The sequence below is a fragment of the Gallibacter intestinalis genome (assembly GCF_014982745.1).
GTDB lineage: Bacteria > Bacillota > Clostridia > Peptostreptococcales > Anaerovoracaceae > Gallibacter > Gallibacter intestinalis.
The window spans coordinates 1-15,690 of sequence record NZ_JADCKA010000001.1 but is presented as its reverse complement, the minus strand read 5'-3'; the positions used below and the strand labels follow the sequence as shown (position 1 = coordinate 15,690).

Below are 15,690 nucleotides of genomic sequence, written 5' to 3'. Positions count from 1 at the left end.
CTGCCGCCCTGCGTACAGCTTACGTGGGACCTTTCGCCCGTAGCTGGCTTGGCCTTTCAACCACAGACCCGGACGACTATTATACACTATCTTTATTGAATTATTTGAATGAATATGTTCCTGATGCTAGGGTCAATACATACACCTTACCGACACCGGCTTTTTTCAAAACTTCTGCACAGGCATCCACAGTTGCGCCCGTGGTATATATATCATCAACTATGAGGATATCTTTACCTCTAAGTCTTATTTTGCCCGACTCGGTTACAACAAAGGCTCCTCTCATGTTTTCCGCTCTTTGCTCAGCACCTAACTTCTTATTAGGTTCAGTCATTTTGCTTCGCTTCACCGCGTTTATGTCAGCGGCAACTCCCGTTAGCTTTGAAAGCTCCAATGCCATAAGCACCGCTTGGTCGTAACCTCTTGTTTTTAGCTTTTTCCCATGTATCGGTATTGGGATTATAACATCAAAAGAAATATTTGTAATTACTATTCTGTCATGGAGGATTCTTCCGATGGCCTGTGCCATATAACTTTTGCCTTTTTTCTTAAATTCGGAAATTAATCTCCTCTCATAAAGCCCATATCCTGTGCAGGTAAAGCCCCTGTCAAAGAAACGACTCCTTTCGATACAATCATCACATAAATTTCTTATGCTGTTTTCCGAAAGGGGTTTACCACATTTATCACAGGTTCTTCCCGTAGCCCAACGAAATCTTGTAATGCAGTTGTCACAAAGACCGTATACCCTGCTTTTGTCTATGACACTTTCGCAGCAAAAGCAATACAGATATGCCGGATACAAGATTTCCATAAAATGCTTTTTAACTTTTTCTAGCACGCTACATTTTATGTTCTGTTCCAAACCAGATTTTTAATGCGAATAGCCAGCCCCGAATTTCTTTCCTTAATCCTGTTGTTTGCAATCATTGTCAGCATTTGTTTTTCAGAACCTACCAAAACTACAGCTCTTTTGCCTCTGGTCACACCAGTGTACAGCAGATTTCTGCTGGCCAGCATAGGGCTTACCCATGTCATCGGCATAACCACCACAGGAAATTCACTTCCCTGACTTTTATGAACCGTCATGGCATAGGCCAACTCCAGTTCATCCAGCTGATCAAAGGGATACCTGACATATCTGTCTGTATCATAAACCACCGTGAGATAACCATCCTCGTTGTCTATGCTATCAATCATGCCGATATCGCCGTTAAACACACCCTGACCTTCACTCATATCCGTGATGCGTCTCCATGTAAGCTCATAATTGTTTTTTATCTGCATCACTTTATCGTTTTCACGGAAGATTCGCTCACCGAATTCCTTCTCTGCCAAAAGCGGCGATGCAGGATTTAAGACCTTTTGAATCTCCCTATTCAGATTTACGGTTCCCAAAAGACCTCTTCTCGTAGGGGTGAGTACTTGTATATCCTGTATTATATCATTTAAATGGTAATATTTGCCAAGTCTTTTTTCGCAAAGTTCTTTAATTAGAGAAAGAGTATCCTTTTCTGTATTCCTTGACATAAAAAAGAAGTCTCCGCCCTGTTCGTTGCAGTAAGGTTCCTCGCCCTTATTTATTCTGTGGGCATTTACCACAATATAGCTTTCCGCCGCCTGACGGAAAATTTTAGTGAGCTTTTCCGCATGAATGTATTCGCTTTCTATAAGGTCTTTAAGCACATTTCCAGCCCCCACCGATGGCAACTGATCCGCATCCCCTACAAGTATCAGCCTTGTCCCCGGCTTTATGGCCTTAAGAAGTCCGTCGGTAAGGAGTATGTCAAGCATGGAAGCTTCATCCACTATGACCGCCTCTGCATCTAGAGGATCTTCCTCGGTTTTTCCAAATCGCATCGTAGAAGTATCTCTGTCAAAATAGTACTCAAGCAATCTATGTACCGTAGAAGCGTCATGACCTGTAGTCTCCGACATCCTCTTAGCAGCTCTTCCAGTAGGCGCCGCCAAAGCGGTTTTAACACCGCCGTTTTCAAGTATATTGAGTATACCGTTTATAATAGTCGTTTTTCCCGTTCCCGGGCCGCCTGTAATAACCGACACCCCGTTTACAAGGCAATTTCTTATAACCCTTGTCTGTTCCTCCGAAAACTTCAGACCCTGCCTTGCTTCCGCTTCATGAATAAGGCTCATGGTATCCAGAGGCAGAGCCTTTATATTGCCATCGCAAAGGGCTATCAGCCTTTTGGTTACATCCTGTTCTGCCATATATAGATACATAGGATATACCACATTTCGGCCTTCCAGTTCTTCAATTCTCACGGAAGTTTCAAAGGCCATGGCAATCAGAACATCCTCTATTTTTTCCATGGAAACGCCGAGAAGCTCACCGGTTTTTTCCTCTAGCTCCCTTTGAGGTGCAAAAGTATCTCCGTCGGTCGCATACCTGTTAAGTACATACCTTATACCGCTGGCAATTCTCGACTCATCATCCTTTGCAATTCCCAGCTTTTCGGCCAAAGCATCAGCCTTTTTAAAGCCTATTCCAAAAATATCCTCCGTAAGCTGGTAGGGATCACTGCTAATTATCTCAATTGTATCGGCGCCGTAAACCTTATACAGTTTCATAGCCATTTCAGCTTTTATTCCGAACTGTCCCAAAAAAACAGTTATTTCAGCAAATTTCCTGTGGCTTATAAGGGCTTCTGAGACCGCCGCCGCCTTTTTAGCCCCTATGCCTGGAATCTCCGTGAGCCTTCCCGGTTCCTTTTCGATTATTTCAAAGGTGCTGTCTCCAAATCTTTCAACTATGGCCGCTGCGGTTTTTGGCCCTATGCCTTTTAAAACTCCTGAGCTTAAAAAGGATTCCATACCTTCCTTTGTCTGAGGCATTACCTCCCTGGCAAAGGAAACGGCAAACTGTTCACCGTATTTTTTATGCTCGATAAATCGTCCCGTCAGTTGATATCTTCTTCCTGCAGAAACGCCAACCATATCTCCCACAACGGTAAACTGTTCTCTGTCCGTTTCAAAAACGGCTACAGTGTAGCCGCTTTCCTCGCTGTGAAATATTATTTCGGTTATAACGCCTTCTATTTCAAGTTCCATTTCATCATTTCCTCAGCTATCTTGAGAAGTTTTTCTCTGTCGTTTATTTCTGGATTCCTTCTTACTTGCTTTGCAAGGTGCTCCAGCACCAGTCCTACGGTTTTACCGGTGGCACCAAGCTTCGTTATATCATCGCCATTTACAGCCAAATCCTTTATCGTCAAGGGGTCGTTTTCTCTTTGAATTTCAGCAGCCGCCTCAAGTCTTGCCCTACGCATTTTGGCAGCTTTGCTGTCTGACTCTTCTTCGATTCTCAAAACATCTTCCATAAGGTCATAAAACTCAAAACCGTATTCTGCTATATATTCCTTAAGCTCAAATTTGTCACTTATATTTGAAAGACGGTTTCCCGTCATTATCGCATCTTTAATAACCTTTGCTGTCTTGCCGCTGTAATTAAGATATTCAATGGCTTCAAGTGCATCCTCTTCAAAATACCTTCTGTAAAACACACATAAAGAAAGTAATATGCGATAGTCTTTCAAAGTAGCGGCATTTCTTTCCGATATATTTGAATAGCTGTTCGGATTCAGCAGCTGTAACGGCTTCAACCTTTTAAGCGGCTTATCAATTCCCGTAATCCATTTCAGGACACCGGCGTCCTCTGCTACTTCAATGGCTTTCGCCGCATTTTCTCCTGTTACAATACGAACAAATTCATCCCTTACTCTGTCCTTAGAAATATGAATCAGCAAATCCGCTTTTTCGGCTATAGCCCTTTGCAAACTGCCGCTAAAGCTATAGTTTCTTTCCGCCACAAGCCTTATTGCCCTTAATATCCTAACAGGATCCTCTTCGAGCCTAGTCAATGGCTCTCCCACCATTTTTAAGACTCTCTTGCTCACATCCTCAGCACCGCCATAGGGGTCAATGAGTTCCACCTCAATGGAACATGCCATGGCATTTACCGTAAAATCTCTGCGCTCAAGATCAGATTCTATGCTATTAGTAAAAATAATTTCCGATGGAATGCCAAAGCTTTCAGGCGCATATTTTTCTTTCCTAAGCCTTGCCACATCCACATATCCCAAATCCGCTTCATCGTTTTTTTCATCTTCCGCTGATCTTATCCTAACCACGGAAAGTTCTTCACTTATAACCGTCGCCTTGGGAAATATCTTAAGCACATTTCCTAATGGCGCGTCGGTGGCAAGATCCCAGTCCCACGGCTTTTCGCCGGCCATCATATCCCTTACGGCTCCGCCCACCACAAAGCAAGCGTATCCTTCCTTTCGGAGCTCTGCCATTATTTTTTCTATGTATCCCGGCAGTTTTAACATCGGTTTAATCCTTTTTCTTGTAAATTCGTCTGTTTTCAAGAGTCCATATTCTATCGCTGAACTCTCCAGGCTCTGTGGTCCTGAGGGCATCTTCCATATCAAACAACCTTGCATCCATTATATCCAGGAAGTGTAAAACTTCCGCTTCAGGGAACATCGGTCTTTTCGGAGAACCAAATTCCGGCTCATAATGATGAGAAAGTATCATATGTTCTATCATTACCGCCTTTTCTCTGGAAAAGCCCATGTCAGTCATCCTTTTATCAAGCTCCCTTACACCCATAACCAGATGTCCCAGCATGTTTCCTTCAAAGGAATATTCGGAAGCCATGCCAAGCTCGTTGGATACAATTTCATTTAGTTTCTGCATATCGTGGAGTATAACTCCTGTGGCAACCAGGTCGCTGTCAAGTATATCGTACACTTGGCAGATGCCGTCACCGTTCATAAGCATTCTCTTCATATGATAGAGAAGTCCGCCCAGCTGAGCATGATGGTTTTTAGTTGCCGCCGGATAATAGAGAAGTCTATCCCTTTCCTCCTCAAGTATTCCGGTGCACAAATCCTTAAGCTGCTGATCCTCGATATTTCTTGCCCTTTCGTAAATGTAATCATACATTTCCTTCGGGTCCTCCGGAGCAGCACTTATATAATCACCGATTATAAGGTTGTCGTTTGGCATGGAAAGCCTGATTTTTGTTATTCTAAGCTGCTTGCTGCCGTTCCATTCCACAACATTTGCCCTTATTTTTACAAGGTCTCCTGCCTTTATTTGAGAAAGTTCCTCACTTTCTCCGGCAACATCCCATTTCTTTCCCGATATCTCACCGGTTTTATCCCCCAGCATAATATCGAAGTATTCTTTTCTGTTTGAGCCGATTCTGATGGCAGCACTTTTCACCATAAAAAAGTCCTGAACGACTTCACGATCCCCGATTTCTGATATATATATTTCTTTCATTAGATAAATCCTCCATTCGTCGGCACACAGCCGCTCAATAGATTATATACTAAAGTGGCAAAATAGTATATAATTAACAGGTAATTGATTAGGAAACGGAGGACAATTATGACAGATAACAATATGGGATTTATCAGAGTGGCTTGCGGCTGCCCTCGCTCTGTAAACGGAGATATAGGCCGTAACACAATGTCTGTGGCAAACCTCATTATGGAAGCCGAAAAAGAAGGAGCAGGCATCATACTGCTTCCGCCTCAATCTTTTGCGGGAACAGGCTGCGGTGATTTGTTCTTTCAGGAGCATTTGCGCAGAATGCAGGAGGAAGCCATCGGCGATGTGGCGGATACATTTAGCAAAGCAAAGATTTTGGCTATTGCTGGATGTTTCGAAAGACACGGCTCAACGGTATATGATGCTTACGCTGTATTTCAGAAGGGAGATGTTATCTGCGGCACAGATGACTTAGTACTTTGGGACGATGAAAATGAACTTCTCATTGGATTTGACGATGACTGTCACATCCAGATGATGACCTCCGATGAGGAAATAACAGTCGGCCAAATGGCATATACGAGAGAGCTGGTTAAAATCACAAGTGCCAAGAACAAAAATATAGTAATGTTTGCCGCCGCCAACGGAATACTTATGATAGCGGAAAACGGCAAAATAATGGTTGAAAACGGGCCATTTGATGCGGATAACATGATAATCTGCGATGTGGACACCGAGCTTATTCTTCACGAAAGAATCACAAGCGACGATTTTGACGATGAAGGTATAGACATTTCCGAAGCGGAGCCTATCGACACTGTACACATGTGGGAAGGTCCTGAGCTTGAAAGAAAAGTTTCACCGGCACCGTTCCGTCCCGATGATCCAGAATTGCTGGCATCAAACTGTCGCGAAATATTTGAAATCCAGTCATCTGCTTTGGCAAAGAGACTTGCGGCAATCCATGCCAAAAAAAGCGTTGTTGGAATTTCCGGCGGACTAGATTCCACTTTAGCCCTATTAGTATGCGCATATGCCCACAGAAAGCTGGGAATGCCTGCAGAAGACATAATTGCCATAACCATGCCGGGATTCGGTACAACTGACAGAACCTATGACAACGCCCTTGCTATGATGAAGAGCACAGGAGCCACCGTCAGAGAAATCTCCATTGTAGATTCTGTCACACAGCATTTTAAGGACATCGACCACGATATAAACGACCACAGCGTTACATATGAAAATGCCCAGGCCAGAGAAAGAACACAGATACTTATGGATATCGCCAATAAAGAAGGCGGCATCGTAGTTGGAACAGGAGATCTCAGCGAAGAAGCCCTAGGATGGTGTACATTTAACGGAGACCACATTTCCATGTACGGAGTAAATGCTGGAGTCCCAAAATCGGCCATAAAGGATATCGTAAGATGGGTTATAGATGTAAAACTTAAAGAGGATCCTGAGTTTTCCAAGGATAACGACTTACTGGCAAAAACTCTTGAGGATATTCTTGATACTCCTATTTCACCGGAGCTGCTCCCTCCTGATGAAGCAGGCAATATGACTCAGAAAACCGAGGACAAATTAGGACCTTACGAGCTTCATGACTTTTTCATTTACCATACAGTAAGATACGGAGCCACACCGGAGAAATTATTCTTCCTGGCATGCAAAGCCTTTGAGGATAAATACGACGAAGAATACATCAAAAAATGGCTGGAAACCTTCTACAGACGCTTCTTTACTCAGCAGTTTAAGAGAAGCTGCTCCCCGGACAGCCCGAGAGTAGGAACAGTTGATCTTTCACCTGCTCACTGGAATATGCCTTCGGATGCTTCTTCCGATATATGGGTTAAGATGGTAAAAGGTTTATAGAGTTTATAGAGATTATATTTAGGTATAGATATTTTCAATAAAAACCCTGATATTAGTTGTAGAATTTATAACTATGCGGTGTTATAATTTGTCTATCGCAAGTTATCTGTTGATAAGGAGGTACATAAATGAATCTGGTATACACAGGAAAAACCAAAAATGTATATGATATGGGTGACGGCAACTATCTGCTGGAATTCAAAGACGATGTAACAGGCGAAAACGGAGTATTTGACCCAGGTGCCAACACAGTTGGACTTTCCATTGAAGGAATGGGTAAAATCTGTGTAAGACTCACAGACTTCTTCTTCTCCAAGATTGCCGCAGAAGGAATCCCTACTCACTTTGTAAGCGCCGATGTTGACAAGGCTGAAATGGTTGTAAAACCTGCTGAGCTTTTCGGTAAGGGCCTTGAAGTTATCTGCAGAATTAAAGCTGTAGGAAGCTTCTTCAGAAGATATGGCGACTACTGTGAAGAAGGTCAGGACCTGGATTATTTCGTAGAAGTGACCCTTAAGGACAACGACAGAGAAGACCCTCCTATCTCCAAGGACGCTCTCGATACTCTGGGAATCCTCACTGCTGACGAATACGAACAGCTGAAGGATCTGACTAAGAGAATCACAAAGATTGTTGAAGCAGAACTCAAGAAGAAGGGAATGGACCTTTACGACATTAAGCTTGAATTCGGAAGAGTTAACGGCAAGGTTACTCTGGTAGACGAAATCTCAGGCGGTAACATGAGAGTTTACAAAGATGGTGAATACATCGAACCTCTCAAGCTTCCTGGACTTCTGTTCGACTAATAAAAGCTGATAATATCAATTATTGCAAATATAGCGGGTGCTTTCGTCAAAAGTGCCCGCTATCGTTTTTATTGATTGATTTCAATCGTATTTTACTATGCTCGGGTTTTTCCCACAATGATAAACTAAAGTTAGAAAATGCCTGAAATATACACCCCTATATAATCTCCCTATTTGTTTCGAGGTATATTGTCAACGGGCATTTTCTTTTTATGCAAAAAAAAAGACGGCATCAGACGATGTCGTCTCTATCTTTCCAAAATTCTTTAAAATGCCTATCCAGGTCATGTATATATTCGTCGGCTATAGGGCTTAGTTCCCTTTCCTTCTTTTTTATCCAGCCAAATTCGCACCAGATTGTCGGCGTTATAGGAATATATCGCACGCCCTCGTACCATTCACTGTTAAATTCCTTTTCCTTATATACATCCAGTGTAAAAGCATCTGTATTTCTGATAACCTCTTTAAGGTGATCCACGCTGCCAATGCTGATGTTTTCTTTAAGGCGCTTTGTCCTCGGAAGCAACTTCTCAAAGATAACATCCGACTCTTCGTCGTAATATCCGGCGAAAGGAAACTGCGTTAAATGCTCCAACTTAATGGTATTTGCTTCCATGTTATAGAACGGATTTTTTTCTCCTATAACCACGCACATCCTCTTTAGGCTCATCCTGTGATATTCGACGCCCTGTCTTTTCATAGTACGAAGATGCATATCCCTGTTATCCTCCGGAAAACGCACCAGTCCTATTTCAGACACTCCCGAAGCCACGTTTTCTATGGCCTCAGATACAGAAGCTTCCTGTATTCTAAATTTGCAATGCTTTCCACTGTATTTGTTATACAGGGCAATAAACATATCCTTTCCAATTATGCTGTAATTGTTGGAAACGGAAAGCACCTTATCCTCATCAGTCTCTCCTGATATGCTCTTTTTCATATTATAGACCATTTCACATATGGCCTTGCTTTGGTTATACACTTCCGTGCCTGCAGATGTAAGAGTAACACCCTTGTTGGCTCTTTCAATAAGCTTACATCCCAGTTCTTCCTCAAGATTTTTTACGGAAGTGCTTAATGTGGACTGAGCCACATGGAGTTCCACCGCTGCCTTGCTTATGGACCCGCATTCCTTTATCTTTACCAGCTGTTCCAGTTGCTCAAATTTCATCTTGTTCTACTCCCTTTCATCATGTCATTCCTGTGTAGTCATATCCCCTGCCACTGTCAGTATACCTGTAGTAACGAGTATTATCAAGTTTTTCGATGTGTTTACATCACAAAAAACTATATCCATTTGTTAGTTTATATCATATAATATGTGCATAGATAGTTTTGTTCTACTAATCAATAATCTTGAAGGAGGCTTAAATTCCTCTTTGCACGAGCTTCCTTCACAACTACGCTCTTTAATATAATAAATATTTTACATAAGCATTTTTAAAAAGCAGTGGATTTATTTCACTGCTTTTTAAAATTTTTGTTCATTATTCTACTTCGTAGATGCTCCATGGCTTCCCTATGCCTTATGGAATGACCCTTAGGGAAAGCACGGATAAGTCTTCTCTGTACATAGGAAAGGGAATCTGCAGCTTCTTGTTTTTTCCTTCCAAAGGCTTCCCTTCGCTTTTCAAATTCGGCTTTTCTCGCCTCAATATCCGCTTCAATTTCCGGTCTCTTTTCATCGATTTTTTCTGCGGCACTGATAGAGCCTTCATATATATGCTCCGTTAAATCATCTGACATCTTCCTTATAAGGTCTCCCATTTCATCAATATGAGTAAGCTCCTTGTTGAGGCCGCGCACATTGATTACCGTTGCAGCAGCATCTATGACAAGCAACACCGAAAGCACCACAGCCAGCACAATCTGAGCCGTCTGCGGCAATAAATCCGTAAGATGCATTACACCGTCATGAACCACCTTTATGGCAAATACTCCTGCAAACCCCCAGCATATACTGAATCTAATACAGATATATCCTCCTATATTAAGTGGCTCATCGGAATAGTCCCACCATCTGTGGCCGAATATCTTTTCCAAGGCAAACCCCGTTATCAATTCCAAAACCGAGCAAATAACCAAGGAGCCGGCGAAAAGCAAAAACAGATTATTGCTTACAGGCTCAAGGCACACTATAAGCACCACCATTCCCACACCGTAAATCGGACATATGGCACCGTTGAGAAATCCTCTATTTACCAACTTATGCTGAGCTACTGCATGAAAGGCCACTTCCACAACCCATCCTATAAATCCGTATATAAAAAAGTATATTAAAAGGTCATAAATCTGCATAAATTCCTCCGTTCATCTTCCAGAATATCATATCTGTGTATATGTGATTATACCACCGGTACCGGCTTCTACGCACAAAAAGCATTTTATATTTTTAGTTGTATTGACAACCATGTGACAAAATCCTATAATTACTATTAGTTGTTTAGGCAACTATACTCTTTTAGGAGGTGTTAAAAATAGAAAGCAATCATTTAGGTTATACGCTGTTTAAGACCTTTTCCACTCTTCACAGGCATTCACAGATATATATATCACGACGCCTAAAGAAGGAAAACATGGCAGGGGCTCATCCACCTTTTATGATGACCATATACCTTAACGAGGGTCTCAGTCAAAATCAGCTGGCAGAAGCCCTGCACTTTAACAAGGGTGCCGTTGCAAAAACTGTAGCCCAGCTGGAAAAGGACGGATATGTCCAGCGAGTGGCAGATGAACAGGATCGAAGAATCCACCATCTTTATCTTACTGACCGAGGCAAATCAGCAGTTAAGGTACTAATAGATATGGAAAAGGAATGGTCCGCTCAGTTAGCCACAGGGTTTTCCGATGAAGAGATGGAAAATCTTATAAACTCTCTTAACAAAATAATATCAAATGTAGTAATAGGAAAGGAAAACAGGATATGAAACAGGTTTTAAAATTCTTTAAGCCCTGCATTCCGGCAATAATACTCATCATAGCCTTGCTCTTCGGACAGGCCATGTGCGAGCTAGCTCTGCCGGGCTACATGTCCGACATCATCAATGACGGTATTATAAAGCAGGATATGGACTACATATACAGCACTGGAATTATGATGTTGATTATTGCAGCAGGCAGCATGCTGTGCGCTATAGGTGCCAGTTTCTTTTCATCCAGGGTAGCCTCAAGGGCGCTGAGAGATACAAGAAGCTCTCTATTTAAAAAGATAACTTCTTTTTCCGCTGCGGAATTCGATCAGTTCCAGACAGCTTCCCTTATAACGAGAACAACCAACGATATCCAGACAGTTCAGCAGACTTCCATTCTCATATTAAGAATGGCTTGCTATGCACCTATAATGGGTATCGGAGCGCTTATTAAAGCTTTAAACACTTCACCGTCCCTGACATGGACCATAGGTCTTTCCCTTTTAGTGGTCCTGCTTATCATGGCGCTGATGTTCGTGCTTGTTATGCCGAAGTTTTCGGTACTCCAGTCCAAACTGGATAGATTAAACCTTATCGTAGGCGAAAGACTTTCAGGTCTTTTGGTGGTAAGAGCATTCAACTCCGAAACCTACGAAGAAGAACGTTTTGACAATGCCAATAGGGATCTTACAAAGCTTGGCATATTTGTAAACAGGGCCATGTCATTTATGTTCCCTGCCCTTATGTTGGTGATGAACCTCTCGGGCATTCTCATCGTATGGGTTGGAGCTCACATGGTTGGAGACGCTAGCCTTATGATAGGCGATATGCTAGCATTCCTCCAGTACTCCATGCAGATCATAATCTCCTTCTTGGTAATCACCATGATGTTTATCATGATACCGAGAGCCATCGTCTCCATAAGACGTATCGGCGAAGTCCTTGCAGTGGAGCCTTCCATCGAGGATAAAGAAGAGCCTGAGCATATCAACGAAGCAAAGGGAGTTCTACGTTTTGACCATGTGGACTTTGCATATCCAGATGCAGAGGAAAAGACCCTTGAGGATATCAGCTTTACCGCTCTGCCGGGCCAGACAACGGCTATCATAGGTAGTACAGGAAGCGGAAAATCCAGCCTCGTAAACTTGATTCCGAGATTCTTCGACATCAGCGGAGGCAGCATAACTCTAGACGGAGTTGATATAAGAAATATTCCTCAGCACGAACTCAGAGAGCATATAGGTATTGTTCCTCAGAAGGGCCTTTTGTTTTCCGGAACAATAGCCTCAAACCTTTCCTTCGGTAAAGAGGATGCCACAAAGGAAGAAATGATAGATGCTCTTAAAACAGCACAGGCTCTAGACTTTGTAGAGAAAATGCCTGACGGTCTTGATACCCATGTTGCCCAGGGCGGAACTTCCGTATCAGGAGGACAAAAACAGAGACTTTCCATTGCAAGAGCCCTTATAAGAAACCCACAAGTGTATATATTCGACGACAGCTTCTCGGCTCTTGACTTTAAGACAGATAAAAACCTGAGAGCAGCTCTCAAGGAAAAGGTCGGAGGAAGCACCTTTATCATAGTGGCTCAGCGAATCAATACAATCCTTGATGCCGATCAGATTGTCCTTTTGGACGAAGGAAAGGTCGCCGGCATAGGAACTCATAAGGAGCTTTTGGCTTCCAACAAAATATATCAGGAAATCGCATTATCGCAGCTCAGTGAAGAAGAATTAGGAAAGGAGGTAGCAATCGATGGCTGAAAGAAATAATAGACATGTTGGACAGAGAAGACGCCGCGGTCCAGGTCCTGGCGGTCCAGGTGGTCACGGAATGATGCCAGGTGAAAAGGCTACCGACTTTGGCGGCACCATGAAAAAGCTATTGCGCTATCTGCGTCCTCATTCCTTTAAATTGGCAGTGGTATTTATATTTGCCATAGTCAGCACTGTGTTCTCCATAGTATCACCAACAATTTTAGGTGATGCCACAGATACGATTGTTGAAGGACTTATGTCCCCTCTTGGCATAGATTTCAGTGCACTGCTCGACACCATAATACTTCTGATATGCCTATACGCAATCAGCTTTGTATTTTCATTTTCACAAAGCTATATAATGGCCGGTGTATCTCAGAAAGTCACATACGAGCTTAGGGAAAAGATGTCTCAGAAAATCGACAGACTTCCTGTAAGCTATTTTGATAACCGTACCCACGGACAGATACAGAGTTATATGATAAACGATATAGAAACCATTAACCAGTCTCTGTCCCAGTCAATTTCTCAGATTATCACCAGTGCCACAATGATTGTCGGTATACTGATAATGATGATTAGAATCAATCTACTGATGACAATTACTGCGCTTATAGTGCTGCCTCTTTCGGCCCTGGCTATAAAGCTTATAGTTTCCAGGTCCCAAGTGCAGTTTAGAAAGCAGCAGGATGACCTAAGCGATGTAAACGGCCATGTGGAAGAAATGTTTGACGGTCATACGGTAATTAAAGCCTTCAACAGAGAAGAGGATTCCATAGAGAAATTTGACGAAATAAACGATGCACTTTACTCTTCCTCCTGGAAATCCCAGTTTCTTTCAGGTATGATGATGCCTATAACAAACTTCATCGGAAATCTGGGATATGTTGCAGTCTGCATACTCGGAGGATACCTGGCTATAAACGGTTCGGTTTCTATAGGTAACATACAGTCATTTATCCAGTATGTGCGTTCCTTCAACCAGCCTTTATCTCAGGTTTCCCAGGCAGCAAATCTGCTCCAGTCCACAGCGGCGGCTGCAGAAAGAGTATTTGACTTCATTGAGGAAAAGGACGAGGAAGATGCCTTCGGTACAGAAAACGAAACTTCCGATCCAAAGCATCACATCGACATTTCCCAGCTTAAGGGGCAGGTTTCCTTTAACCATGTGAGATTTGGATACTCTAAAGACGAGCCTGTAATCAAGGATTTCAGTTTTGATGCAAAGCCGGGTGACAGAGTTGCCATAGTAGGACCTACGGGAGCCGGTAAAACGACAATCATGAAGCTCCTGCTTAGATACTACGAACTAGACGGCGGTTCCATCACCATAGACGGTCATGATATTAAAGATTTCTCAAGATATGACTTAAGAGAAATGTTCGGTATGGTGCTTCAGGACAGCTGGCTTTTCAGCGGCACCGTTGAAGAAAACATAAAATACGGCCGTCAAGATGCAACCCACGACGAAGTTGTACAGGCAGCCAAGGACGCCCATATCCACCATCATATAATGACACAGCCAAGCGGCTATCAGATGGAGGTAAACGGCAGCGGCAGCAACCTCTCCCAAGGTCAAAGACAGCTTGTCACCATAGCAAGAGCCCTTCTTTCAGACAATCCGATACTTATACTGGACGAAGCTACAAGCTCCGTAGATACCAGAACGGAAAAGTTGATACAGAAGGCAATGTTAAACCTGATGGAAGACAGAACATGCTTTATAATCGCCCACAGGCTCTCCACCATCAAAGATGCGGATCACATACTTGTAATGGATCACGGAGATATCGTAGAGCAGGGAACCCACGAAAGCCTCATAGCTCAGGACGGCTTCTATGCAAAACTCTACAACAGCCAGTTTGAATAGGGCAAACTCATCGAAAGGATAAGAGATGGTAAAGGATAAAGTTTTACAAGAACTTGAAAAAAATAAAGGAATCGCCGTTTCCGGTGAAGCTCTCGCCCAAAGCCTGGGAGTGTCACGCACCGCCGTATGGAAGGCGGTCAACGCTCTCAGGGCGGAAGGCTTTGATATAAAGAAAGCTCAAAGCGTAGGATACATTCTGTCCAAAGATAGCGACAGGATTTCCTCCGAAGGTATACAAAGCTATCTAAAGCATAAAGTATCCCTACAGATTAACGATGTCGTAGACTCCACAAACAGCCGTGCCGTTGCTCTTGCTGCAGACAACGCGCAGTATCCAGTAGCAGTTATAGCCGAAGAACAGACAGCAGGCAGAGGACGAATGGGAAGACGCTTTTATTCCCCTAAAGATAAAGGAATTTATCTAAGCCTTATCATTAAGCCTACCATGGGCACGGAAGGTTCTCTTCTGGTAACTTCAGCTGCTGCAGTTGCCACAGCAAAAGCTATCCGTGAAATCTGCGAACTTGAAGCTGGCATCAAATGGGTTAACGACATCTATCTTGACGGCAAAAAAATCTGCGGAATCCTCACGGAGGGAATAGCAGACTTCGAAACAGGACAGATAAGCAGACTGATAGTGGGCATAGGTATAAATTGCTCCTCTTCTGATTTTAAAAGCAAAGGTCTCGAAAAAAAAGCCGGCGCTCTCAACGTAAAAGGACTTGAACGAAACAAGCTTATCGCAGAGATTATAGACAAGCTGCTGGATATAGTCGAATCCCTTGAAAAAGGCGACTCATCGTTTATTGCCGATTACAAATCCCTTTCCGTAGTTTTGGGAAAACAAGTGACCGTATATCCTACTCCCGTTACGGATATAGCTAATAAATACGATGCCACCGCAGTGGATATAGATAATCACGGCGGCCTTGTGGTAAGGCTTTCCGACGGAAGCTTCACAACCCTTTCCACCGGAGAAATTACAGTAAGGCTCAAATAACAGAATATAAGATGCAATAAAAAAGGAGGTTTTCCTGTAAAACATTGAACCGACCCCCAAAAGTTAGACCTAAATATCTAACAGTTGGGAGGTCGGTTTTGTTATGGCAAAATATAGCTTTGAATTTAAGAAATCTGTAGTAAAAGCCTATCTTAAAGGTGAAGGTGGCTAT

At 42.9% G+C, this 15,690-nt stretch carries 12 protein-coding genes; 6 read left to right on the top strand and 6 right to left on the bottom strand.

The features are described from left to right. Positions 1-100: 100 nt before the first annotated feature. From INF20_RS00060 to INF20_RS00045, 4 genes are read right to left on the bottom strand one after another with little or no spacing between them, the layout of a single operon-like run. Complete coding sequence (locus INF20_RS00060) at positions 101-865, bottom strand: ComF family protein (RefSeq protein WP_226384354.1); 765 nt, start codon at positions 863-865, stop codon at positions 101-103. Further along, positions 850-3,069 carry an SF1B family DNA helicase RecD2 gene (gene recD2, locus INF20_RS00055; protein WP_226384353.1) on the bottom strand — a complete coding sequence of 740 codons (2,220 nt, stop codon included), beginning with the start codon at positions 3,067-3,069 and terminating at the stop codon, positions 850-852. Before recD2 ends, INF20_RS00060 begins: the two co-directional genes overlap by 16 nt. Further along, a complete protein-coding gene (locus INF20_RS00050) occupies positions 3,054-4,349 on the bottom strand; it encodes a tRNA nucleotidyltransferase/poly(A) polymerase family protein (protein WP_226384352.1) in 1,296 nt (431 codons plus the stop codon). The genes recD2 and INF20_RS00050 overlap by 16 nt, the downstream gene beginning before the upstream one ends. Positions 4,350-4,353: 4 nt before the next feature. Further along, entirely contained in the window at positions 4,354-5,310 is a 957-nt protein-coding gene (locus INF20_RS00045; RefSeq protein WP_226384351.1) for a 3'-5' exoribonuclease YhaM family protein, read from the bottom strand. A gap of 108 nt (positions 5,311-5,418) precedes the next feature. On the opposite strand from INF20_RS00045, the gene INF20_RS00040 reads away from it, so the two are divergent. Both INF20_RS00040 and INF20_RS00035 read left to right on the top strand, forming a co-directional pair. Then, positions 5,419-7,176 carry an NAD(+) synthase gene (locus INF20_RS00040; protein ID WP_226384350.1) on the top strand — a complete coding sequence of 586 codons (1,758 nt, stop codon included), beginning with the start codon at positions 5,419-5,421 and terminating at the stop codon, positions 7,174-7,176. A 128-nt stretch (positions 7,177-7,304) separates the two neighbouring features. Then, positions 7,305-7,982, top strand: a complete 678-nt coding sequence (locus INF20_RS00035) for a phosphoribosylaminoimidazolesuccinocarboxamide synthase (protein ID WP_226384349.1) — start codon at positions 7,305-7,307, stop codon at positions 7,980-7,982. Between the two features lie 232 nt (positions 7,983-8,214). Here the strand turns inward: INF20_RS00035 and INF20_RS00030 are convergent, their stop codons facing one another. Together INF20_RS00030 and INF20_RS00025 are read right to left on the bottom strand one after the other, a co-directional pair. Continuing rightward, entirely contained in the window at positions 8,215-9,153 is a 939-nt protein-coding gene (locus INF20_RS00030; protein WP_226384348.1) for a LysR family transcriptional regulator, read from the bottom strand. Positions 9,154-9,443: 290 nt separating this feature from the next. After that, on the bottom strand, positions 9,444-10,280 hold the full coding sequence (locus INF20_RS00025; protein ID WP_226384347.1) for a putative ABC transporter permease: 837 nt from the start codon (positions 10,278-10,280) through the stop codon (positions 9,444-9,446). Positions 10,281-10,558: 278 nt separating this feature from the next. Between INF20_RS00025 and INF20_RS00020 the strand changes: the two genes are divergently transcribed. Genes INF20_RS00020 through INF20_RS00005 form a run of 4 tightly spaced genes read left to right on the top strand, consistent with a single transcriptional unit; the run spans position 10,559 to position 15,518 of the window. Further along, positions 10,559-10,909 carry a MarR family winged helix-turn-helix transcriptional regulator gene (locus INF20_RS00020; RefSeq protein WP_226384346.1) on the top strand — a complete coding sequence of 117 codons (351 nt, stop codon included), beginning with the start codon at positions 10,559-10,561 and terminating at the stop codon, positions 10,907-10,909. Beyond that, positions 10,906-12,654 (top strand): ABC transporter ATP-binding protein, encoded by a 1,749-nt coding sequence (locus INF20_RS00015; RefSeq protein ID WP_226384345.1) that lies wholly within the window; start codon positions 10,906-10,908, stop codon positions 12,652-12,654. Before INF20_RS00020 ends, INF20_RS00015 begins: the two co-directional genes overlap by 4 nt. Then, entirely contained in the window at positions 12,647-14,518 is a 1,872-nt protein-coding gene (locus INF20_RS00010; RefSeq protein WP_226384344.1) for an ABC transporter ATP-binding protein, read from the top strand. Before INF20_RS00015 ends, INF20_RS00010 begins: the two co-directional genes overlap by 8 nt. Before the next feature lie 25 nt (positions 14,519-14,543). Then, a complete protein-coding gene (locus INF20_RS00005) occupies positions 14,544-15,518 on the top strand; it encodes a biotin--[acetyl-CoA-carboxylase] ligase (RefSeq protein WP_226384343.1) in 975 nt (324 codons plus the stop codon). The last annotated feature ends 172 nt before the right edge of the window (positions 15,519-15,690 follow it).

Coding starts and splice junctions, on each gene's coding strand:
- INF20_RS00050 (WP_226384352.1), bottom strand. CDS start 4,349: ATGTTAAAACTGCCGGGATACATAGAAAAAATAATGGCAGAGCTCCGA.
- INF20_RS00040 (WP_226384350.1), top strand. CDS start 5,419: ATGACAGATAACAATATGGGATTTATCAGAGTGGCTTGCGGCTGCCCT.
- INF20_RS00035 (WP_226384349.1), top strand. CDS start 7,305: ATGAATCTGGTATACACAGGAAAAACCAAAAATGTATATGATATGGGT.
- INF20_RS00045 (WP_226384351.1), bottom strand. CDS start 5,310: ATGAAAGAAATATATATATCAGAAATCGGGGATCGTGAAGTCGTTCAG.
- INF20_RS00015 (WP_226384345.1), top strand. CDS start 10,906: ATGAAACAGGTTTTAAAATTCTTTAAGCCCTGCATTCCGGCAATAATA.
- INF20_RS00005 (WP_226384343.1), top strand. CDS start 14,544: ATGGTAAAGGATAAAGTTTTACAAGAACTTGAAAAAAATAAAGGAATC.
- INF20_RS00010 (WP_226384344.1), top strand. CDS start 12,647: ATGGCTGAAAGAAATAATAGACATGTTGGACAGAGAAGACGCCGCGGT.
- recD2 (WP_226384353.1), bottom strand. CDS start 3,069: ATGGAACTTGAAATAGAAGGCGTTATAACCGAAATAATATTTCACAGC.
- INF20_RS00030 (WP_226384348.1), bottom strand. CDS start 9,153: ATGAAATTTGAGCAACTGGAACAGCTGGTAAAGATAAAGGAATGCGGG.
- INF20_RS00025 (WP_226384347.1), bottom strand. CDS start 10,280: ATGCAGATTTATGACCTTTTAATATACTTTTTTATATACGGATTTATA.
- INF20_RS00020 (WP_226384346.1), top strand. CDS start 10,559: ATGGCAGGGGCTCATCCACCTTTTATGATGACCATATACCTTAACGAG.